The organism is Streptomyces sp. NPDC093097, assembly GCF_044754325.1.
GTDB lineage: Bacteria > Actinomycetota > Actinomycetes > Streptomycetales > Streptomycetaceae > Streptomyces.
Genome location: NZ_JBIVOW010000042.1, coordinates 1 through 20,310 on the forward strand (window position 1 = coordinate 1; position 20,310 = coordinate 20,310).

At 70.5% G+C, this 20,310-nt stretch carries 21 protein-coding genes and 2 pseudogenes; 6 read left to right on the forward strand and 17 right to left on the reverse strand.

What is annotated here, in order from left to right:
* Positions 1–209: 209 nt before the first annotated feature.
* Positions 210–761, forward strand: coding sequence for a hypothetical protein (locus ACIQE0_RS37600; RefSeq protein WP_402340591.1), 552 nt, complete (start codon positions 210–212; stop codon positions 759–761).
* Positions 762–1,105: 344 nt separating this feature from the next.
* Here ACIQE0_RS37600 and ACIQE0_RS37605 read toward each other — a convergent pair.
* Positions 1,106–1,507: pseudogene (locus ACIQE0_RS37605) on the reverse strand (transposase); the annotation flags it as partial.
* Positions 1,508–1,674: 167 nt separating this feature from the next.
* Here ACIQE0_RS37605 and ACIQE0_RS37610 point away from each other — a divergent pair.
* The 3 genes and pseudogenes from ACIQE0_RS37610 to ACIQE0_RS37620 all read left to right on the forward strand — a co-directional run.
* Positions 1,675–1,959: a NucA/NucB deoxyribonuclease domain-containing protein gene (locus tag ACIQE0_RS37610; RefSeq protein WP_402340641.1), complete on the forward strand. Its 285-nt coding sequence runs from the start codon at positions 1,675–1,677 to the stop codon at positions 1,957–1,959.
* 15 nt (positions 1,960–1,974) lie between these two features.
* Positions 1,975–2,502, forward strand: a complete 528-nt coding sequence (locus tag ACIQE0_RS37615) for a hypothetical protein (RefSeq protein ID WP_402340593.1) — start codon at positions 1,975–1,977, stop codon at positions 2,500–2,502.
* Between the two features lie 184 nt (positions 2,503–2,686).
* Positions 2,687–3,006 (forward strand): annotated as a pseudogene (locus ACIQE0_RS37620) (transposase); the annotation flags it as partial.
* Positions 3,007–3,090: 84 nt separating this feature from the next.
* On the opposite strand, the gene ACIQE0_RS37625 reads toward ACIQE0_RS37620, so the two are convergent.
* The 7 genes from ACIQE0_RS37625 to ACIQE0_RS37655 all read right to left on the reverse strand — a co-directional run bounded on the left by ACIQE0_RS37625 (position 3,091) and on the right by ACIQE0_RS37655 (position 9,390).
* Positions 3,091–3,639, reverse strand: coding sequence for a hypothetical protein (locus ACIQE0_RS37625; RefSeq protein ID WP_402340595.1), 549 nt, complete (start codon positions 3,637–3,639; stop codon positions 3,091–3,093).
* Positions 3,640–4,736: 1,097 nt separating this feature from the next.
* The gene (locus tag ACIQE0_RS37630) at positions 4,737–5,483 is read right to left on the reverse strand and encodes a hypothetical protein (protein WP_402340598.1); all 747 of its coding nucleotides are present in this window, start codon (positions 5,481–5,483) and stop codon (positions 4,737–4,739) included.
* 59 nt (positions 5,484–5,542) lie between these two features.
* On the reverse strand, positions 5,543–5,707 hold the full coding sequence (locus ACIQE0_RS37635) for a hypothetical protein (RefSeq protein ID WP_189867935.1): 165 nt from the start codon (positions 5,705–5,707) through the stop codon (positions 5,543–5,545).
* A gap of 374 nt (positions 5,708–6,081) precedes the next feature.
* Entirely contained in the window at positions 6,082–6,606 is a 525-nt protein-coding gene (locus ACIQE0_RS37640; RefSeq protein ID WP_402340644.1) for a cytidylyltransferase domain-containing protein, read from the reverse strand.
* The gene (locus tag ACIQE0_RS37645; RefSeq protein ID WP_402340601.1) at positions 6,603–7,490 is read right to left on the reverse strand and encodes an IS3 family transposase; all 888 of its coding nucleotides are present in this window, start codon (positions 7,488–7,490) and stop codon (positions 6,603–6,605) included. Before ACIQE0_RS37645 ends, ACIQE0_RS37640 begins: the two co-directional genes overlap by 4 nt.
* Entirely contained in the window at positions 7,487–7,798 is a 312-nt protein-coding gene (locus ACIQE0_RS37650; RefSeq protein ID WP_402340604.1) for a transposase, read from the reverse strand. The genes ACIQE0_RS37645 and ACIQE0_RS37650 overlap by 4 nt, the downstream gene beginning before the upstream one ends.
* A 224-nt stretch (positions 7,799–8,022) precedes the next feature.
* A complete protein-coding gene (locus ACIQE0_RS37655) occupies positions 8,023–9,390 on the reverse strand; it encodes a peptidase C39 family protein (protein WP_402340607.1) in 1,368 nt (455 codons plus the stop codon).
* Between the two features lie 148 nt (positions 9,391–9,538).
* Between ACIQE0_RS37655 and ACIQE0_RS37660 the strand changes: the two genes are divergently transcribed.
* Complete coding sequence (locus tag ACIQE0_RS37660; protein WP_366339579.1) at positions 9,539–10,135, forward strand: hypothetical protein; 597 nt, start codon at positions 9,539–9,541, stop codon at positions 10,133–10,135.
* A 494-nt stretch (positions 10,136–10,629) separates the two neighbouring features.
* Positions 10,630–12,528 carry an AAA family ATPase gene (locus ACIQE0_RS37665; protein ID WP_366339577.1) on the forward strand — a complete coding sequence of 633 codons (1,899 nt, stop codon included), beginning with the start codon at positions 10,630–10,632 and terminating at the stop codon, positions 12,526–12,528.
* A gap of 161 nt (positions 12,529–12,689) precedes the next feature.
* Here the strand turns inward: ACIQE0_RS37665 and ACIQE0_RS37670 are convergent, their stop codons facing one another.
* The 9 genes from ACIQE0_RS37670 to ACIQE0_RS37710 form a co-directional block, all read right to left on the reverse strand.
* A complete protein-coding gene (locus tag ACIQE0_RS37670; RefSeq protein WP_366339575.1) occupies positions 12,690–13,823 on the reverse strand; it encodes a hemolysin family protein in 1,134 nt (377 codons plus the stop codon).
* Positions 13,820–15,193 carry a hemolysin family protein gene (locus ACIQE0_RS37675; RefSeq protein WP_366339573.1) on the reverse strand — a complete coding sequence of 458 codons (1,374 nt, stop codon included), beginning with the start codon at positions 15,191–15,193 and terminating at the stop codon, positions 13,820–13,822. Before ACIQE0_RS37675 ends, ACIQE0_RS37670 begins: the two co-directional genes overlap by 4 nt.
* 177 nt (positions 15,194–15,370) lie before the next feature.
* On the reverse strand, positions 15,371–15,832 hold the full coding sequence (locus ACIQE0_RS37680) for a PH domain-containing protein (protein ID WP_402340612.1): 462 nt from the start codon (positions 15,830–15,832) through the stop codon (positions 15,371–15,373).
* Between the two features lie 52 nt (positions 15,833–15,884).
* A complete protein-coding gene (gene hisG / locus ACIQE0_RS37685; RefSeq protein ID WP_366339569.1) occupies positions 15,885–16,733 on the reverse strand; it encodes an ATP phosphoribosyltransferase in 849 nt (282 codons plus the stop codon).
* A gap of 51 nt (positions 16,734–16,784) precedes the next feature.
* A complete protein-coding gene (locus ACIQE0_RS37690) occupies positions 16,785–17,057 on the reverse strand; it encodes a phosphoribosyl-ATP diphosphatase (protein WP_366339567.1) in 273 nt (90 codons plus the stop codon).
* 73 nt (positions 17,058–17,130) lie between these two features.
* Positions 17,131–17,616 (reverse strand): 6,7-dimethyl-8-ribityllumazine synthase, encoded by a 486-nt coding sequence (ribH, locus tag ACIQE0_RS37695; protein ID WP_366339565.1) that lies wholly within the window; start codon positions 17,614–17,616, stop codon positions 17,131–17,133.
* Between the two features lie 47 nt (positions 17,617–17,663).
* Positions 17,664–19,025: a bifunctional 3,4-dihydroxy-2-butanone-4-phosphate synthase/GTP cyclohydrolase II gene (locus ACIQE0_RS37700; RefSeq protein WP_366339563.1), complete on the reverse strand. Its 1,362-nt coding sequence runs from the start codon at positions 19,023–19,025 to the stop codon at positions 17,664–17,666.
* Positions 19,022–19,678 (reverse strand): nicotinamide mononucleotide transporter family protein, encoded by a 657-nt coding sequence (locus ACIQE0_RS37705; protein WP_366339561.1) that lies wholly within the window; start codon positions 19,676–19,678, stop codon positions 19,022–19,024. The genes ACIQE0_RS37700 and ACIQE0_RS37705 overlap by 4 nt, the downstream gene beginning before the upstream one ends.
* The gene (locus ACIQE0_RS37710; protein ID WP_366339559.1) at positions 19,675–20,310 is read right to left on the reverse strand and encodes a riboflavin synthase; all 636 of its coding nucleotides are present in this window, start codon (positions 20,308–20,310) and stop codon (positions 19,675–19,677) included. The genes ACIQE0_RS37705 and ACIQE0_RS37710 overlap by 4 nt, the downstream gene beginning before the upstream one ends.

The window sequence follows — 20,310 nt, forward strand, 5'->3', positions numbered from 1 at the left end:
CACCCGCTACCCAGCAGGCAAAACACACCCAACACCCAAGAAAAAGAACACCGTTGCAACCGGCAAAGCCGGTCGCAACGGTAAAAAGTAAAGCTAAGAAGCTGTTGTCTTTCCGGACTTGAGGGTTGCGTTTCCGCTGGTCGGGCATAGGGTCGAGGGTTCCGTGGGAGTTGTGGCCTGTCGTGCTGTCGCTGCCCGGGAGGTCGTGGATGCCGTCGGTGGGTGGGCTGTTGGAACAGCGTGAGCTGGGTGCTTGCCGTCGTGTGGACGAGCTGCGGGAGGAAGCCGACCGTGTCCAGGCCGAGTTGGCCGTGGCCGAGCGGGAATGGAAGGAGTGGGCCATCGCCTGCTCGCGGGTCGGCGAGGTGCTGGCCCCCGTGGACGAGAGCGGACAGGACCCCGCCCGGGCCGAGGGGACCGCGCCGGCCGCCGAGGAGCAGACCGGAATGACGCCGCAGACGCCGGAGGCAGCGAAGACGAAGTCGCAGGTTCCGATGTGGCGTGAGGGGCTGGCCTGGCCAGTGCTGTCGGTGGACTACCAGCGCATCCTCAGGGCGCTCGCGGACCGGGCCCGGCTCCACCAAGGGCCGCTGACCTGCCAGGAGATGGCCACGGCGTTCGGCATGGACGTGGTGCCAGCACGGGTGGAGGCACTGCGGTCGAAGGCGAAGCGCCTGGTCGCGCGCGGCTGGCTGGCCGAGCAACAGCCGGGCCGGTTCACGCTGGCCGCGGGCGTGGCCGGGCCAGGCGGCGGGTCATGAGCAGGGTCATCGACCAGTAGGCCATCGCCTCGGCGCTCGTGGTGCGCCGCTCGTAGTCGCGTGCCAGGCGGCGGGTGCGCATCGGGTGGGCGAAGAGGCGCTCGACGATTCACCGCTTGGGCAACACCACGAAGCCGTGCATGTCGTCGCTGCGTTGACGATCGCCAGGACCAGGGCGAGCGTGGCCAGGCAGTACTCGATGAGGCTGCCGGTGTAGCCGCCGTCGGCCCAGACCAGCTCCAACTAGCGGTGAGCGTTGGCGACTTGCCGCAGCAACACCTGGGGGCAGTGCGGTCGCCGACGTCCGCGGCGGTGACCATCACACCCAGCAGCAGGCCGAGGGCATCGACCACGACGTGCCGCTTGCGCCCGTTGATCAGCTTGCCGCCGTCGAAGCCGCGGCTGTCCGGCCCGACGACGGCGTCCGCCTTGACCGACTGCGAGTCGATCACCCCCGCCGACGGCTCCGCATCCCGCCCCAGCCTCTCGCGGATCCTCCCGCGCAACCGGTCGTGGAACTCCTTGACCACGCCGTGGTCGCGCCAGCGGCGAAAGAACGCGTATGCCCGGTCCCACGGCGGGAAGTCGGCGGGCATCGCCCGCCACTTGATGCCATTGTCGACCAGGTAGCGGATCGCATCGAGTATCGCCCGGTGGCAGTACGCCTCCGGCTGCCCTCCGCGGCCGCGCATCCAGCCAGGCACCGGCAGCAGCGGCCGGATGGCCGCCCACTCCGCGTCCGTCATGTCCGTCGGATAACGCGGCTGCCGCAACCCGTTGTCGGCGGCGTTTCCGAACCGGTGAGCCAGGCAGTCCCACTCCAGCGTGACAGAACTGGACTGCCCGGCCGTCGACACGGAACACTGCGGCACCAGGGCCTCCTGATGTTGCTCGGTGATTCGACACCAACGAGCTGTTCAGGAGGCCCTGCTCGTATGCGCCGAACACCCCGCCACCACCCAATCGAGACTCCCGTTCGAAGGGCACCGCTCAAGATCGGAACGACAACAGCTACTTACAGTGCGATGAATACCCCTTCGCTTCAACCTACGAAGGTTCGACCAAAGGCGATGACCGCTACTCCGTCCGCCTCATCGACGGCAAGGATAACGAAACCGGTGGCAACCGGCTCAATGCTATGTACATTGCCAACAGAATCCTCGACGACGATCCCTTCTTCGTAACCATCACGAGCTGAACCAAGGAAGGCACTGTGGCACTGCTCGCCGAGTACACCGTGACACCACGACCCGCGCACCGCTTCGTGGAGGTCTACGACTCCGATGCGTATCTCGACGACAGCGCCACAGTTGAGGCAGCACGAGAGCAGGTGGTAGCCGGCAACGGCTACCACCTGTACCTGCACAGCCTGCAACCTGACATCAAGGTCGACGTCACCATCCGCATCTGGGACGGGCCTCAGACGCCCCCTGCCCACATCGAAGGCAGCACCCCGGTGACCATCGAGTCCACCACCGCCTGCCTGGTCATCAACGAACTCACCCTTGGCCCTGCCGGAACCGTGGATCTGCCGCGACCAGGCGTCTACGAGGGCATAGCGTGGTGGGCCGGGCGTCACGCCACCCTCGACTACTACAACCACACCCTGCGCGAACTGGCCGAACACCCCGATCCGGATGCCCTCGGACATGCCTGGCGAAACAATCCCACACCCGAGCGATACGTCTTCGAACTCCACTTTGCGCGGGAAGCCACCCCGGAGGACGAAGACGAAGCATGAGAGCCACAGGTAGCGCCACAGCCCCTGAGAAGCGGCCGCCTCGCAAGGAAGTCACCTGAGGGTCCGGCCTGTTGCAGAACTCATGCGGTGATGGACAGCTCATACCGGTGGACGCCCGTCACGACGTGACGCGGCACCGACGGCCGGTGTGATCGACTCGCAGTCGGTCAAGGCGGACGCCGTCGTGGGATCGGACAGCCGCGGTTTCGACGGCGGCAAACTGGTCAACGGCCGCAAGCGGCACGTCGTGGTCGACATGCTCGGCCTGCTGCTTGGGTGAGGGTCACCGCCGCGGACACCGGCGACCGCACCGCCGCCCACGTGCTGCTCAGGCAGGTCGCCGACGTGCACCACCGGCTGGAACTGGTCTGGGCCGACGGCGGCTACACCGGCAACCTCCTCGCCCACTGCCTCACCACGCTCGCGCTGGTCCTGGCGATCGTGAAACGCAGCGACGACATGCGCGGCTTCGTGGTGCTGCCCAAGAGGTGGATCGTCGAGCGGTTCTTCGCCCACCTGATGCGCACCCGCCGTCTGGTGCGCAACTTCGAACGCCGCACCACCAGCGCCGAGGCGATGGCCTACTGGTCAATGACCCAGCTCATGTCGCGCCGCCTTGCCCGACCGGGCCTGGGCGAGGGTGAACTGGGCCGGCTGCCGCTCGGCCAACCAGCCCCGCGCGACCAGGCGTTTCGCCTTCGACCGCAGCGCCTCCGCCTTGGCCGGCACCGCGTCCAGGCCGAACGTCACGGCCAACTCCTCGCAGATCAGCGGCCCTTGATGGAGCCGGTGCCGGTCGGCGAGGGCGTCGAGGATGCGCTGATAATCCACCGACAGCACTGACCAGGCCCGCCCCTCACGCCACACCGGCACCTGCGACTTCGGTTTCGCCGCCTGCCTGGGCACCAAGCACGCGTCCGCGTCCCGTGAGCTGGGGACCGCCTCCTCATCAGCGAGGTTGCCGCCGTCCGGAGCCAGGACCGTGCCCACTCGCCTGCGGACGATCACCCACTCCTGCCATTCCTGCTCGGCCGCGGCCAACTCGGCCTGGATGCGTTCGGCTTCCTCACGCAGCCCGTCGGCTCGACGGCGAGCGGCGAGCTCGCGCTGTTCCAGCAGTCCCACGACCGACGGCATCCGCAACCTCCTGGGGAGCGACGACACGACACGCCACCACTCTCACCGCATCACCGACCCTATGCCTGACCAGCGAAAAGCCCGCCCTCAAATTCGGAACGACAACAGCCACTTACCCGGCCCGGCCACGTGCCGGCCTTCTACGGCCTGGAACGGATCACCAGCTCAGCGGCGGCCCTTCGCGTCGCCCAAGCGGAGTCGCGTACTTCCTTGCAGGCCGTCAGCCACGTGATCGAAGCACGTGAAGCCGCCGGGATCGCGGAGCGGGCCCCAGCAGTCCGGCTGGCGCAGGCCGCTGTCGCCTGCTCCGGGCACGCGCCACGCGCCTTGAGCCCGGCACCCGATCAGCCTGTTCCTTCGGCCGCTGTCGGCCCGTCGGTGGCCAGTCTGGGGCCGCACCGCTGATCGGTCAGGTGGGGTCGTCGTCGCAGTGACAGGGTCGGCGGACCTATCTGCCCCGCGACCGTATCCAGCACTTCTCGCGCGGCAGCTCTCCGCTGCTCAATCGACGAACTCTCGCGTTGAACACACACTGCGACGGGAGGGCGCTCAAAGTCACGCCCCCGAAGTGTGGAGGCGAAGTCGCTCGGCCAGGTCTGCCACATCGCCCATGCTCGATATCTCGCCCATATATCCACTTTGCCGGAAATGGCCCATAAGGCAATGCGGAACACCGGTCGAGCGACTGGTGTCGTGCAACCGGGGTGCAGGCGATCAGCGCCGCTCCCCGACGTTCCTGTTGGCCCTCTCGGCGACGTCGAGAGTCCCGGCGGAGCAGTTCTTCATGCCTCTGAGGACTCCCGGACAAGGCATTCCCCACCTGGAGAGGGCAGTTGGTGGACCAAGTGGTCATGGCGTGTGGCGTGCGTGCCGGACACCGCCTCCGGCAGATGACGAGTCCGCGCCCCTGATCACCGAGCAGTCCGTCCCGGCGCCTCCGGCGTCCTTCGGGGCCACTGTCCGCCTGAGGCTCGATCGCTTCCGCTCTTTTGAAGGTGACGGTAACCAAGGCTAACGTGGCGTTCACGGCCTGCGGCCGTTCGCCCTCACTGCGACTGAGGGCGAACGGCCACGGGTTGCAAACTACTTGGCGGGTGTTAGCTGGTGGCCTTGCCTATGCAGAACCAGACGGTGCCCGCGCCGACTCCGCCGGCCGCGGTGATGCAGGGAACACATGCAGCGCCAGCGGTTCCCACGCATGCAGCTGCGCACGCGGTGCCGATGAGGGCGAGAGCCCAGGACGAGATGCCAGCGCCGGAGAGGCAGTCGTTGAGCTTGCCCCAGCTGAAGCCGAAGGCGGAAACCTGCGGCTGCTTGGCGGACAGGTCCTTGGGAAGGTCTGCCGCCTTGATGACCTTGTCGGCCGTCACGGCACCGTTGCGCCACACCTGCGCATGACCGGTCTTGTCGTCGTGGGTGAGCTGCATCTCCAGCGTTTCGACCACCTTGCCGGAGGAGTCGTAGACGACATTCAGGCTCGCGCCGCGCTCCTGGTCGCTGAAGGGGATGGAGACCTGAGTGTTGCCCTTGTGGAACTTGTAGACAGTGGCGCGTTCCGTCACGAGGGACGAGCCGGCCTTGAGGTGCGTGGCGACCTTCTTGTCGCTGACGTCAGCGGTGACCCGCTTGACCCATGTCTGGGCCTGCTCGCCCTCAAGCACGGAGGACTGGCTCTGCAGCGCCTTGATGTTGCTGACCAGCGCCTCGGTCTCGGGCGAGACATCACTCGCAGAGGACACCGAGGCGGCGACCGGAGCGGCGAATGCCGGGCTCTGGGAGGCGGTGATCCCAATGAGCGAGACGCCTGCCAGGGCTGCAGAGGCGATGCGGTACGAGAGCTTCACGAAAGCGGACTTCCTTCTTGCTCAAGATGTGTAGGTGCAATTCGGATTGGCCAGGGCGGTCAGCGCTTGCGGAGGAGTACGAGAAGGACGAGCACGGAGCTGACGGCAGCAACCGTCCACGGACTGGGGCCGCCGTTCCAGGTGACCACCGCCGCCGCGACGGTCAGAGCCGCGTTGAAGGCGGCAATCCCCAGGGCGAGTCCGCCCGTTCGCTTGTCAGTCATGCGCATCCCCTGCTGTGGTCGCTCAACGCCGCGGTCGAAAATGACGATATGAGTGGGGTAAAGCCGACTCAACCACCATTCAGGCGTAGTGATCATTTCCGGCCGGAGTTACCAGCGGTACGACGTCTGCCGCAGGACGCGTCGCTGTGGATCGGGCTTACAAGCGCTCGCGTCACAGCGGGAGTTGAGTGACGAAGCTGGCTTCGCCGGCCTTGCTCCTGACGTAGCCTCTCCGCTCGAAGCAGCCTCGGCGGGATGTCCTGATTTCGCAGGCGCAGGTCCCTCGCTCTGCCAAGGCGCCGTCGGACTACGGCGTTGGGTCGCCTCGGTTACGGATTGAGCTCGCAGGCGCCCCCATGGTCAGCGCAGTGGGCTCAGTTGCACTTCCGCGGGGCTTCCGCCTCGGGGCAAGACCACGTCCGTTGTTGAAGGCGTTGGGCACGAACGAGGTCCTCGGGGGTGTCCACGGCAAGGCCGGCGTCTGCCGCGGGCAGCATCCGCACGTTGTAGGAGTGCTCGACGAAGCGCAGCATCTCGACGCCCTCGGTGCGTTCGAGTGGCCCCTGGTCCAGCCCCCGAAAGACCTCCATGCCGACCGCCGTGAATCCGTACAGCCCGAGCTGACGGAAGTAGGCCGGGTAGCCGCTCCGCGGGTACGGAATCGGCTGCCGGGAGAACATCAAGGCGTTGCCGTCCGTGCTGATGACGACCTTGACGACGTTGTGGTCGAGGGCAGCTGCTGTGTCGGCTATGGGCGTGTAGACATTGACCGCTGGAGTGGCGGCTTCGAGGTGGGCCACGGCTTCCGAGACGGCGTCGATCGCTACAGGATCGATGAACGGTTCGTCGCCCTGGACGTTGATGAAGTTTCCCCGTGATCTCGGACACGTGATCGTTATGCCGCGAGGGCGTGCTGATGCCGCTGCCTGGTCTCGGCCGGGGTGAGGTAACCGAAAGTACGATGCTTGCGCAGGCGGCGGCGGTTGTAGAAGGTCTCGATGAAGGAGAAGACCTCGGCTCGGGCGGTGGCCCGGTCGGGCCAGGTGCGGGTGCCGATCTCTTCTTTGAGCAGGGCCCAGAAGCTCTCCGCGGCGGCGTTGTCGAAGCCTGATCCGGTGCGTCCGCAGCTCGGCCGCAGCCCCAACTCTCGTATTCTTTCCCGGAACTGGGTCGACGTATATTCGCTGCCGCGATCGCTGTGGATCACGCAGCCGGGCTCCAGTCCGCCCCGGCCGCGGGCCATGTCGAGTGCATCGACGACGAGCTCGGCGCGGTGGTGGTCGGCCATGGCGTAGCCGACGACCTCGCGGGTGGCCAGGTCCAACCAGCAGGCGAGGTAGAGCCAGCCCTCGGCGGTGGGCAGGTAGGTGATGTCGCCGACCAGCTTGGACCCAGGATGCCCGGCATGGAAGTCGCGGCCGATCAGGTCCGGGGCCGGCTTCGCCTTCGCATCCGGCCGGGTCAGCGAACGCCGCCTGCGTCGGGTGACGCCGCGGATGTCGCGTTCACGCATCACGCGGGCGACGCGCTTGCGGTTCACCCGCCGGCCCAGGCGCCGCAGTTCGGCGTGGATACGCGGGACACCGTAGGTGTGTCGGGAGGCGATGTGCAGCACGGTGATCTCGTGCGCGAACGCGTCGTCGGCGGCCTGACGAACGCGGCGGGCGGCCTCGCCCGCGCGCCAGGCGTAGTAGGAGGAGCGGGCGACCTTCAGCACCCGGCACAGCAGGACGATCGGGTACGTCGCCTTCTCCGCATGGATCAACCGGTACAGCGCGCTCACCGGTCGTTCTCCTTCACGAAGAAGGCCGTCGCTTTTTTCAGGATCTCGATCGTCTGCTGCTGTTCGCGGACCTCCTTGCGCAGCCGCTTGAGCTCCTCGCGCTCGGCGCTGGTCAGCTCACCGGACTCGCCCTCGCCCCGGTCCGCCTTCGCCCGGCGGAACCAGCCGTGCAGGGACTCGGAACTGATGCCGAGTTCCCGGGCAACCGCGGTGACCGTCTCGCCCGAGGAAAATCGACGAGCGCGATCGCGTCCCGCTTGAACTCCTCGGTGTACCGCTTCGTGTACTTGCTTCCCACCTGGTGCCACTTCCTCTGGAACCTCAAGATCCCAGTCTCCAGGTGTCCACTATCAAGGGGAAGCTTCAATTCATGAGGTGTCCCGCTGGCTCGGGCACCATTCCATCAAGATCACGGTCGATCGGTACGGCCATCTCACCCAGGACGGCCGCGAGCGCTGCCGCCGGGCCGGGGCGACGGCCTTCCAGGGCTACCTGCCAGCGGATTTGGCCGTACGACTCAGGGCCTGGCCCCCTACCGAATCCCCAACTCCCGCAGCACCCGCCGCTGTCCCGGCGTCGGCTGTACCGGGAAGTAGAGGTAGCACACGCCGCCGGAGCCGCTCTTCACCTTGCCTTCGGCGTCGTACCGCTTCGTCCGCAGCCAGATGGTCTCGAACTGGTGGCGCTTGTAGACGCGGCGGACGGCGGGGTCGGTCGGGGAGGCCGGGTCGTTGGCGATGACGTCGCCGGTCGGGGTGAAGCCGATGACGGTCATGAGGTGGCCGGCGGTGCCGTAGCCGGCGCCGTCGAGTTCGGTCTTGAGGAAGGACTGGGAGGTGATGACGGGGATGCCGGCGTGGATGAGGCGTTCGGCGTCGTTGAGGGAGGAGAGGCGGGTGACGACGGCCTGGAGGTCCCGGTAGGTGGTGGCGTAGGCGGCGTTGAAGGGCCAGTTGCCGCAGCCCTTGTACTGGTAGTCGAAGGTGTGGCGGGCGGCGTGGCAGACCTGGGGGTCGGCGTAGGTGGGGTCGACCCAGGAGAGCTGCTGCGGGGTGGGGCGGCGGCCCCAGTACTCGATGATCATCTGGGAGGAGGTGGGGCTGCACCAGGCCTCTCCCCCGTTGTCGTACTGGGGGTACTGGCCCTTGTGGATCTCCTGCGAGTAGCGCGGCACGTGGAGTTCGTGGCCGACCAGGGCCGGAGTGGAGGGCGGGACCTCGAAGCGGTCGGGGACGTCGGAGGCCATGGCGCCCAGCCGCCAGACGGTGGGGGTGAGGGTGGTGCCGGGGCGGCGGTGGAGGGTGAGGCGGAGTTCGTAGGCGGTCAGGCGCAGGCCGGTCGAGGGGTCGTCGAGGGCCAGGGTGTCGGTGGAGACGGCGCTGCGGCCGTCCTTCTGGTCGTCCACGGAGGTGCGCCGGATGTCGGTGTCGCCGTCGCCGGCGGTCCAGCGGCCCATCACGTACCAGGGGGTGCGGCTGCCGTCCGTGTACGTGCCGCGCAGTTCGACGGCGATCCAGGTGCCGGACGGGGTGTGGGCGTTCCAGGAGGCGACGGCCTCGGCGGCGGGGACCGGGAGGCGGTGGACCGGGCTGGTCCAGGTCGCGTACTCCCAGGTGGCGGACGTGCCGGTGTGCGGATCGTGGTAGTCGGTGGTGCCGGCGGGGCGGGCGATGCGGATGCCGGGGCGGGGGCCGGGGGCGACGTGGGTGCCGCGGGCGGCGCCCTGATGCCAGTCGGCGGCGGTGGTCCAGGCGTGGTAGTCCACGGGGTTCTTCGTCCGGGGCGGGGTCGGTGCGGAGCGGTGGGGGGTGTCGGCGGTCGCGGGCAGGGGGGTGGCGGCGGTCGCGGCGGCGGCGAGTGCGGCGGCCAGGACGGTGCGCCGGGGCGCGGAGCTGGTCATGGGGTCCCCCTGATCGGATGCGGACGGACGAGGTGCCGGTGGTGCGGGTGGGCTCAACTATCTCCGTTCCGGGCGGGCTTCGGAAGGCGGTGCGGCGCGCGTCGCTGAAGGAACATTGGTGAGGACCACTGGCGCGTAGGCTGGTGGGATGACCTCCGCCCCGGACCCCGTACTGGACTCGCTCGCCGCCCGGCTGCGCACCCTGCCGCCGTCCTGCGGCCCGGTGCGGCTGGTCGCGGTGGACGGGCACGCGGGCTCCGGGAAGAGCACCTTCGCGGCGCGGCTGGCCCAGGCGCTGGGCGGCGCCCCGGTGGTGCACACCGATGATCTCGCGACCCATGAGGAGCTGTTCGGCTGGAGCGGCCGGTTCCGGGAGCAGGTGCTGGCGCCGCTGTCCCGCGGTGCGGCGGCGCGGTACGGGATCTACGACTGGGTGCGGCGGGAGTTCGGCACGGTGCGGGAGCTGCCGCCGGCCGCGGTGGTGCTCGTCGAGGGCGTGGGCACCGGGCGGCGCGAGCTGCGGCCGTATCTCGCGTGTCTGCTGTGGATGGAACTGGCGAGCGAACACGCATGGGAACGGGGTCAACTCCGCGACGGTCCGGGCCTGTCGTCGTTCTGGGATGGCTGGATTCCAGCGGAGCGTGCACACTTCGCGGCGGATCCGTCCCGACCGTTCGCCGACCTCCTGGTGCACCAGGGACAGAAGGGGTACGAGGTACGGGTGGGATCGGCCGAACGGCCTTGACCGGGCCCGGATTTCACCCTGCGTAGCCGACCGTGGCTGACACGCCGACAGTCGCCGACCGGGACTTGCCGAGTACGCCAACTCGGCTTGACCTAGGGGGCGTACAGGACTTACGTTCTGAATGTGCGGTTCTACGGACCGCCCGCAGACGCGAAGCCCCCGGTTGTTCCCCCGTGATCGGGGGCTTCGTTCTGCACGGATCACCTTCCGCGGCCGTCGCCGCACACCTCTCCCCTCACCCAGGGTCACCGCATCCTTCGCGCCGGTACACCCCCGTTCGCGCCCCCTTTTCCCCCTCGTGCGGCCCTCTACGACCTGCACCGACAGCGCAGGTACCATGCGAGTCTGTGTCACCGCAGGACCCCGGGCCAGGGCGCGTGGCGGAGCAACTCCCGCTCCGCACGCACCGGTTCGGGCAGGGCCGGCCGGCCCTGTACCGCGGCCGGCACACGTCCGGTGGTACACCACGGGGGGACGTTTTGTGGGGGGACGGGATGGATGTCGGCACTCAGGGTTCGCCCGCCCCGGCCGAACTCGCCTGGCTGCGCGCGGTCGACGCCTGCACCGTGGGGGCCTACCCCCAGGCCGAGGAGGAGTTCCGGGCCGCGGTGCGGCTCGATCCGTCGATGGCCGACGCCTGGCTCGGGCTGCACGCACTGCGCGCGGACACCACCATGGCGCTGCTGCGGATGCACCAGCACCGCGCGCGCTTCGGTGAGCAGCGCGCCCGCCACCGCCGCGCCCTCAACTCCTGGTACTGGCTGGGCTGGTGGGTCCAGCCCGTACTGGAGACCGGCCGCGACCTGCTGCTGGCGTACGCCTCCCACTGGCTCGACGGCCGGCACGTCGCCGAGCTCGACCAGGCCCTGGCCGGCTGCCCGCCGGTGGAGACCGACCCCCAGGTGCGCTTCCTGCACGCCTGCCGCGCCTACCTCGTCAAGGACTGGGACCAGCTCGTCCGGCACACCGAACCGCTGCTGGGCGATCCGGTGCTGGGCATCGAGGCGGGGCTGTTCGGCGGGATGGCGCGGGTGCGGCTGGAGATGTACGGGCAGGCCGAACCGCTGCTGGCCGCGGCGCTGATGCGCTGCCGCAGCGAGCAGCCGCAGCGCAAGGAGCTGCGCTACTGGCTCGCCCGCGCCTACGAGGGCACCGGCCGCAGCGCCGCCGCCCTCCCCCTCTACCACACGGTGCACCGCGTCGACACGAGGTTCATGGACACCGCGGCCCGGCTGGCCGCCATCACCGAGGCGGACGGGCTGGACGAGGGCGGCCTCGCGCCGGTCTCCGCCCAGGGCCCGGCCCAGGAGGCCGGCGGCGACCTCGACCCGCTGGCGCCGCTGGACCCGCTGGACGGCCGGGAGCTGCTGGTGACCGACGAGGGCGCCGGGCCCAAGGCGGAGCCGCCCGGGCCGCCCGCCGGGGACGGCCGCGCGGCCCGGGCCAAGACCACCGCGCCGGGCCGGTACGGCGAGGACCTGCTGCCCGCCCGGCCGACCGATCCGGTGCTGCTGGAGAAGGCGCTGGCGGAGCTGGAGCGGATGGTCGGCATGGAGCCGGTCAAACGGCATGTGCGGGCGCTCTCCGCGCAGCTGCGGATGGCCCGGCTGCGCGCCGGCCAGGGCCTGCCGGTGGCGCCCCCCAAGCGGCACTTCGTCTTCTCCGGCCCCTCCGGGACGGGCAAGACCACGGTGGCCCGGATACTCGGCCGGGTCTTCTACGCACTGGGGCTGCTCGGCGGCGACCACCTCGTAGAAGCCCAACGGGCCGACCTGGTCGGCGAGTTCCTCGGCCAGACCGCGGTCAAGGCGAACGAGCTGATCGACTCGGCGCTGGGCGGGGTGCTCTTCGTGGACGAGGCGTACAGCCTGTCCAACTCCGGCTACAGCAAGGGCGACGCCTACGGCGACGAGGCCCTCCAGGTGCTGCTGAAGCGGGCGGAGGACAACCGCGACCGGCTGGTGGTCATCCTGGCCGGCTACCCCGAGGGCATGGACCGGCTGCTGGCCGCCAACCCCGGACTGTCGTCGCGGTTCACCAGCCGGGTGGACTTCCCCAGCTACCGGCCGCTGGAACTCACCAAGATCGGCGAGGTGCTGGCCGCGGAGAACGGCGACCGCTGGGACGAGGAGGCCCGCGAGGAGCTGTGCAGCATCAACGGCCATGTCGTCGAGCAGGGCTGGATCGACGAACTGGGCAACGGCCGCTTCCTGCGCACCCTGTACGAGAAGAGCTGCGCCTACCGCGATCTGCGGCTGTCCACCTGGCAGGTCACCCCGACCCGGGACGACCTCGCCACGCTCCGCCTACCGGATCTGATGCAGGCGTACGGCGAGGTGCTCTCGGGCCGCGGACCCGATCCCCAGGCGCCGCCGAAGGAGTTGGATCTTTAGGGCCTGCCGGCACCCTCCCGTCGTCTGCCGCGGGCCGGGCGACCACCGGCACACGGCAGACGGGAGGGGGACGACGGCGCCCGGGCCCCGGGCACCGGAACGGCGCGGGGCGCGCCGGTGGTCCGGCGCGCCCCTTCGACGTCCCGCGGTCGTTCCCGCGATCAGCCCGCCAGCGCGGGGTTCTCGGCCGCCAGCGGCGACGCCCCGTACCGCGGCTCGCCGATCCGCTCGGCCCCCTCGCGGGGCTCCGGACCGGCCGTCGGCTCCGTACGGTGCGCGGGGTCGCGGACCTCGCCGACCAGCATCTCCAGGACGTCCTCCAGGGCGACCAGGCCGAGCACCCGACCGGTGGCGTCGGCGACCGCGGCCAGGTGCGAGGCGGCCCGGCGCATCGCGGTCAGGCCGTCGTCCAGGGGCAGTTCGGCGCGGAGCGTGGTCATCGGGTGCCAGAACCGCTGCGGCACCGCACGGTCCCGTTCCTCCAGGTCGAGGACGTCCTTGACGTGCAGATAGCCCATGTAGGCACCACCCGGCGCACAGACCGGGAAACGGGAGTAGCCGGTCCGCACGGTCAGCTCCTCCACCTGACGCGGCGTCACCGTCGGTTCGACGGTGATCAGTCCGGCGGGGTCCAGCAGCACGTCGGTGACCGGGCGGCTGCCGAGCTCCAGGGCGTCGGAGAGCCGCTCCTGCTCGACGGGGTCGAGCAGGCCCGCCTGACCGGAGTCCTCGACGAGGTGGGTGAGTTGCTCGCTGGTGAAGACCGCCTCGACCTCGTCCTTGGGCTCGACGTGGAAGAGCCGCAGCACACCGCGGGCCAGCGCGCCGAGCAGCGCGGTGATCGGACGGCACAGCCGGGCGAAGGCGACCAGCCCGGGGCTGAACCACAGGGCGGTCTTCTCGGGCGCGGCCATCGCGAGGTTCTTCGGCACCATCTCGCCGATGACCAGGTGGAGGAAGACCACCAGGGCCAGGGCGATGGCATAGCCGAGCGGGTGGACCAGGGCCGCGGGCAGACGGACGGCCGCGAAGGCCGGCTCCAGCAGGCGGGCGACGGTCGGTTCGGCGACCGCGCCGAGGGTCAGGGAGCAGATGGTGATGCCGAACTGTGCGGCGGCCATCATCTGCGGCAGGTTCTCCAGGCCGTGCAGGACCCGGCGGGCCCGTTTGGAGCCCATGACGGCGAGCGGTTCGATCTGGCTGCGGCGGACCGAGACCAGGGCGAACTCGGCGCCGACGAAGAAGCCGTTGGCGAGCACCAGCAGGAGCGCGAAGAAGAGCTGGGCCACGGTCATCGGGCCACCTCCGCGCCGGCCGCGACCCGCTCGCGGGCGGGCTGCCCGGGGGCGGCGGGAGCCGCGGGGGCCAGCCGGACCAGTCGTATCCGCTCGGCGCGGTGGTGCGAGACCAGGCGCACCCGCAGCCGCCAGCCGTCGAGTTCCGCGGTGTCACCGGGGGCCGGGATCCGGCCGAGTATGTGCGCGACCAGTCCGGCGACCGTCTCGTACGGGCCCTCGGGGGCCGTCAGGCCGATCCGGCGCAGGGTGTCGACCCGGCAGCCGCCGTCGGCGTCCCACGCGGGACGGCCGTCCTCCGGCGGGGCCTGGCCGAGTTCGGGCAGGTCCACCCGGTCGTGCTCGTCGCGGACCTCGCCGACCAGCTCCTCGATGATGTCCTCCAGGGTCACCACGCCGGCGGTGCCGCCGTACTCGTCGACGACGACGGCGATCGGCTGCTCCTTGCGCAACCGCTCCAGCAGCGGCTGCACCGGCAGCGTCTCGGGCACCAGCAGCGGCGGCACCGCGAGCCGGGCCGCCGGGACGCGCAGCCGCTCCTCGGCGGGGACCGCCAGCGCGTCCTTGAGGTGCACCATGCCGACGATCTCGTCGAGCCGGGTGCGGTAGACGGGGAAACGGGACAGCCCGGTGGCGCGGGTGAGGTTGACGACGTCCTCGGCGGTGGCGTGCGCCTGGAGGGCGCTGACCCGGACGCGGGGCGTCATGACGTTCTCCGCGGTGAGGTCGGCGAGCGAGAGGGTGCGGACGAAGAGGTCCGCGGTGTCCTGCTCGATCGCCCCGGCCTGGGCGGAGTGCCGGGCCAGCGAGACCAGTTCGCCGGGGGTGCGGGCGGAGGCCAGTTCGTCGGTGGGCTCCACGCCCAGGGCGCGGACCAACCGGTTGGCGACGGTGTTCAGCAGAGTGATCACCGGCCGGAAGAAGCGGGAGAAGGCGTCCTGGGGGCCGGCGACGAAGCGGGCCACCTGGAGCGGCTTGGAGACCGCCCAGTTCTTGGGCACCAGTTCACCGACGACCATCTGGACGGCGGCGGCCACCAGCATGCCGATGGCCACCGAGACGCCCGGGGCCGCGCCCTGGGGCAGGCCGAGGGCCAGCAGCGGGTCGGACAGCAGCTCGGCCAGCGCCGGCTCGGCGAGCATGCCGACCACCAAGGAGGTGATGGTGATGCCGAGTTGGGTGCCGGAGAGCTGGAAGGAGAGTTCCCGCAGGGCGGAGACGACGGTTCCGGCCCGGCGGTCGCCTTCGGCCGCGGCCCGTTCGGCGTCCGCCTTCTCGACGGTGACGAGGCCGAACTCCGCGGCCACGAAGAAGCCGTTGGCGAGGATGAGCACGAGCGCTGCGAGGAGGAGCAGCAGGGGGCCGGTCATGCCGCCGCCTCCGTCGTATGCGGGGGTTCGGAGGGGGCGGCGCAGGTACTACAGGACGATCCGTCCATTGCCGGAGGGAGTCACTCCTCGGGTTGTCGGGTTCCCCTCATGGGGGCAGGGCGCGGGCGCGCCCCGGAGAACAGAGTAAACAGCGGGACCGGCGTTAGGGCAGGCTCATCAGGCCGTGTGGTCGACCGCACCGTGGATGTCGACGAGTTCGCGCAGTGCGCGGGCGTCGCGGATGGCCTGGTCCCGGGCGATGCCGGGCTGGATGCCCATCGCGGGCAGGCTGGTGCCGTCGGCGAGGTCCAGATGGACCCAGGGGTCGCCGGCACGGAGGTTGACCCGCAGCACCTGGGCCCAGGCCAGGTCCCGCCGGGTGGTGAGGTTGACGACCGTGACGCCGTCCTGCCGCGCGACCACCTTGGGGCGGCCGAGCAGCAGGAGGACGGCGCCGACCAGGACCCCGGTGGCCACGAAGCTGGCCCGCTCGCCGCCGCTCAACTCCGGCAGCAGCAGCGCGATCGCGGTGAGCGCGGCGAGCTGGGCGATGCCGACGGTGTAGAGGACCGCCCGGGTGCGGGACGGCCGGAAGGTCACCGGGAGGGCGGGCGGGGAGGCAGCGGCGGGCGCGGACACGGGTCGTCTTCCGTCGAGGGTCGTGGAAAGGGGGTTTGCCGGGCGGTGGGCGTCAGAGCCGGCAGGCGTGGATGCCGGTGGTCAGGATCGCACGGGCGCCGAGGTCGTAGAGCTCGTCCATGATCCGCTGGGCGTCCTTGGACGGGACCATCGAGCGGACCGCGACCCAGCCTTCGTGGTGCAGCGGGGAGACGGTCGGGGACTCCAGGCCCGGGGTGAGCGCCACGGCCTTCTCGACCTGGTCGACGCGGATGTCGTAGTCCATCATCACGTACCGGCGGGCCACCAGGACGCCCTGCATCCGGCGGAGGAACTGGCGGACCTTCGGGTCGTCCTGCGGAGCGCCGGTACCGCGGATGACGACGGCCTCGGACTTGAGGATCGGCTCGCCGATGACCTCCAGTCCGGCGTTGCGCAGGGTGGTGCCGGTCTCCACGACGTCGGCGATGATCTCGGCGACGCCGAGCTGGATGGCGGTCTCCACCGCGCCGTCGAGGTGGACGACGGAGGCGTCCACGCCGTTGTCGGCCAGGTGCTTGGTGACCAGGCCGGAGAAGGAGGTGGCGATCGTCATGCCGCCGAAGTCGCTGACGTCCTTGGCGGTGCCGGGACGGGTGGCGTAGCGGAACGTGGAGCCGGCGAAGCCGAGCTGGAGGATCTCCTCGGCCGGCGAGCCGGAGTCCAGCAGCAGGTCCCGGCCGGTGATGCCGATGTCGAGCTTGCCCGAGCCGACGTAGACCGCGATGTCGCGGGGGCGCAGGAAGAAGAACTCGACCTCGTTCTCCGCGTCGACCAGGACCAGCTCCCGGCGGTCCTTGCGCTGGCGGTAGCCGGCCTCATGGAGCATCGCCGACGCAGGCTCGGACAGAGAACCCTTGTTGGGGACAGCGATGCGCAGCATGACAGCGAATTTCCTTTGCGACGGGGAGAGTTGCGGGAGTGCGGGGGCGGATCAGAGGTGGGCGTAGACGTCGTCGAGGGAGATGCCCTTGGCGACCATCATCACCTGGAGGTGGTAGAGGAGCTGGGAGATCTCCTCGGCGGCGGCGTCGTGCGACTCGTGCTCCGCGGCCATCCAGACCTCGGCGGCCTCTTCGACGATCTTCTTGCCGATCGTGTGGACACCGGACTGCACCAGTTCGGCGGTGCGGGAGGTGGCGGGGTCGCCGGTGGCGGCCTTCTGCTGGAGCTCGGCGAAGAGCTCCTCGAACGTCTTCTTGGACATGATGTCGCCTACCCTACGCCGAGAGTCCGCGCCCCCGTGCAGCGCCTCGTCCGATGTCCACAGGGTGGGACGCTCAGCGCCAGGGCTCCGCGACGGTGCGGAGCGTCGCGGCGGTGGCGACCGCGGCGGTGACCGCCTCGTGGCCCTTGTCCTCGACCGATCCGGGCAGGCCGGCGCGGTCCCGTGCCTGGGCCTCGGTGTCGCAGGTCAGCACGCCGAAGCCGACCGGTACGCCGGTGTCCACCGCGACCTGGGTCAGGCCTTGGGTGACGCCCTGGCAGACGTAGTCGAAGTGCGGGGTGCCGCCACGGACGACCACGCCGAGCGCGACCACCGCGTCGTAACCGCGGCCGGCCAGGACCTTGGCGACGACCGGCAGCTCGAAGGCGCCGGGCACCCGCAGCAGCGTCGGCTCGTCGATGCCCAGCTCGGTCAGGGCCCGCAGCGCGCCGTCCACCAGGCCGTCCATGACCTGCTGGTGCCACTGCGCGGCGACCACGGCCACCCGCAGGTCGCGACAGTTCTTCACGGTCAGTTCGGGGGCGCCCTTGCCGCTCATGCTTCTCCTCGTACGGGTGATGTGCCGGGGTCCGGCTGACGGGTCGTCTACTGGTTGCCGCAGGGGGCGGCATCGGGCACGGCGGTGGGTCCGCCGCCCGCGCCGGGGATGCCGTCCAGCCAGGGCAGGTCGTGCCCCATCCGGTCGCGCTTGGTGCGCAGGTACCGCAGGTTGTGCTCGCCGGCCTGGACGGGCATCGGCTCGCGGCCGGTGACGGTCAGGCCGTGCCGCAGCAGGGCGGCGGTCTTGTCGGGGTTGTTGGTCAGCAGCCGCAGCGAGCGGACGCCGAGGTCGCGGAGCATCTGGGCGCCGGCGCCGTAGTCGCGGGAGTCGGCGGGCAGCCCCAGTTCGAGGTTGGCGTCGAGGGTGTCCCGGCCGTTCTCCTGGAGCTCGTAGGCGCGCAGCTTGGACAGCAGGCCGATACCGCGTCCCTCGTGGCCGCGGAGGTAGACCACCACACCGCGGCCGGCCTCGCTGATCCGGCGCAGCGACGCCGCCAGCTGCGGGCCGCAGTCGCAGCGCAGCGACCGGAAGACGTCCCCGGTCAAGCACTCGGAGTGGATCCGGACCAGGACGTCCTCGCCGTCACCGAGGTCGCCGGCGACCAGCGCGATGTGCTCGACGCCGTCGACGGTGGAGCGGTAGCCGTGGGCGGTGAGCTCGCCGAACTCGGTGGGCAGCCGGGTGGTGGCCTCGCGGCGGACGGTGGGCTCGAACGGGGCTCCCGCCTGCTCGGCCGGAGCCGGCAGCCCGGCGGACCGCCGGTAGGCGATCAGGTCCTCGATGGAGATGATCGACAGGCCGTGCTTGCGGGCGAACGGGACGAGTTCGGGCAGCCGCAGCATGGTGCCGTCCTCGCCGGCGATCTCGACGATGGCGGCGGCGGGGCGCAGTCCGGCGAGCCGGGCGAGGTCCACACCGGCCTCGGTGTGGCCGTTGCGCTCCAGGACGCCGCCGGGCCGGGCGCGCAGCGGGAAGATGTGGCCGGGCCGGTCGAAGTCGCCGGGGGCCGCCTCACCGGAGGCCAGCAGGCGCAGGGTGGTGGCGCGGTCGGCGGCGGAGATGCCGGTGGAGACGCCGTGCGCGGCGGTGGCGTCCACCGAGACGGTGAAGGCGGTGCCCATCGACTCGGTGTTCCGCTCGACCATCTGCGGGAGGTCCAGGCGGTCCAGTTCCGGGCCCTCCATGGGGGCGCAGATCAGGCCGCGGCACTCGCTCATCATGAACGCGACGATCTCGGGGGTGGCCTTCTCGGCCGCGACGATCAGATCGCCCTCGTTCTCGCGGCTCTCGTCGTCCACCACGACGACCGGCCGGCCGGCGGCGATGTCGGCGAGGGCCCGCTCGACCGGGTCCAGCGTGAGGTCGCCGGCGGCGGTCTCGCCGTACCAGCTCTGCAGTGCGGTCATGCCGCGGCTCCTTCCAGGACGGGGCTTTCGGCGGCGGCCCGCGAGCGGAGCCACCAGTCGCGCATGCCCCACAGGACGAGGGCGAGGTAGACGACGTAGACGAGGCCGGAGAAGGCCAGGCCGCTGCTGAAGGCGAGCGGGACGCCGACCACGTCGACCAGGAGCCAGGCGAACCAGAACTCGACCAGCCCGCGGGCCTGGGCGACCATCGCGGCGAGCGTGCCGACGAAGATGTAGGCGTCCGGCCAGGGGTTCCAGGACAGCTGCGGGATCAGGGTGAACAGCCCGCCGACGGCCAGGGTGCCGACCGCGGTGCCGCCGATCAGCAGTCCGCGCTCGCGCCAGGTGGCGAACCGGACGGCGATCGAGCCGTCCTGGGCCTGCCGGCGGCCGCGCTGCCACTGCCGCCAGCCCCACAGCGCCACCCCGATGACCAGCAGCTGCTTGCCGACTCCGCCGCTGAGGTGGGCGGAGGCGTAGGCCGCGACGAGGATGACGCCGGAGAGGAACTGGGCGGGCCAGGTCCAGATCGAGCGCCGCCAGCCGAGCGCCAGGGCGGCCAGGCCGATGGTGTTGCCGACCATGTCGGACCAGATGACGTGCTGTCCGAAGACCGTGAACGCCTGGCCGTTGAGCCAGTGCAGGACGCTCACCGGTCCATCTCCTTGACCTCCGCGAGGTCGGCGGCGTCCGTCTCGCCCCGGCCGAGCAGCCGCTCCACGTACTTGGCGAGCACGTCCACCTCCAGGTTGACCGGATCGCCGGGCTGCTTGATGCCGAGGGTGGTCAGGGCGAGCGTGGTGGGGATGAGGCTGATGGTGAAGTAGTCGTCGGCGGCGTCGACGACGGTGAGACTGACACCGTCGACGGTGATGGAGCCCTTCTCGACGACGTAGCGGGCGAGCGGGGCGGGCAGCGCGACCTTCACCACCTCCCAGTGCTCACCGGGGGTGCGCTCGACGATGGTGCCGGTGCCGTCGACATGGCCCTGGACGAGGTGGCCGCCGAGCCGGCCGCCGAGCGCCATCGGGCGCTCCAGGTTGACCCGGGAGCCGGGGGCCAGCGCGCCGAGGCTGGAGCGGTGCAGGGTCTCGGCCATCACATCGGCGGTGAACTCGCCGTCCCCGGTGTCCACGACCGTCAGACAGACGCCGTTGACCGCGATCGAGTCGCCGTGCTTGGCGTCCTCGGTGACGACGGGGCCGCGTAGACGGAAGCGGGCGGCGTCGCCGAGGTCCTCGACGGCGACGACCTCACCCAGTTCTTCGACGATTCCGGTGAACAC

Coding starts and splice junctions, on each gene's coding strand:
- ACIQE0_RS37600 (WP_402340591.1), top strand. CDS start 210: ATGCCGTCGGTGGGTGGGCTGTTGGAACAGCGTGAGCTGGGTGCTTGC.
- ACIQE0_RS37625 (WP_402340595.1), bottom strand. CDS start 3,639: ATGCCGTCGGTCGTGGGACTGCTGGAACAGCGCGAGCTCGCCGCTCGC.
- ACIQE0_RS37635 (WP_189867935.1), bottom strand. CDS start 5,707: ATGACTGACAAGCGAACGGGCGGACTCGCCCTGGGGATTGCCGCCTTC.
- ACIQE0_RS37655 (WP_402340607.1), bottom strand. CDS start 9,390: ATGACCAGCTCCGCGCCCCGGCGCACCGTCCTGGCCGCCGCACTCGCC.
- ACIQE0_RS37660 (WP_366339579.1), top strand. CDS start 9,539: ATGACCTCCGCCCCGGACCCCGTACTGGACTCGCTCGCCGCCCGGCTG.
- ACIQE0_RS37665 (WP_366339577.1), top strand. CDS start 10,630: ATGGATGTCGGCACTCAGGGTTCGCCCGCCCCGGCCGAACTCGCCTGG.
- ACIQE0_RS37670 (WP_366339575.1), bottom strand. CDS start 13,823: ATGACCGTGGCCCAGCTCTTCTTCGCGCTCCTGCTGGTGCTCGCCAAC.
- ACIQE0_RS37675 (WP_366339573.1), bottom strand. CDS start 15,193: ATGACCGGCCCCCTGCTGCTCCTCCTCGCAGCGCTCGTGCTCATCCTC.
- hisG (WP_366339569.1), bottom strand. CDS start 16,733: ATGCTGCGCATCGCTGTCCCCAACAAGGGTTCTCTGTCCGAGCCTGCG.
- ACIQE0_RS37690 (WP_366339567.1), bottom strand. CDS start 17,057: ATGTCCAAGAAGACGTTCGAGGAGCTCTTCGCCGAGCTCCAGCAGAAG.
- ribH (WP_366339565.1), bottom strand. CDS start 17,616: ATGAGCGGCAAGGGCGCCCCCGAACTGACCGTGAAGAACTGTCGCGAC.
- ACIQE0_RS37700 (WP_366339563.1), bottom strand. CDS start 19,025: ATGACCGCACTGCAGAGCTGGTACGGCGAGACCGCCGCCGGCGACCTC.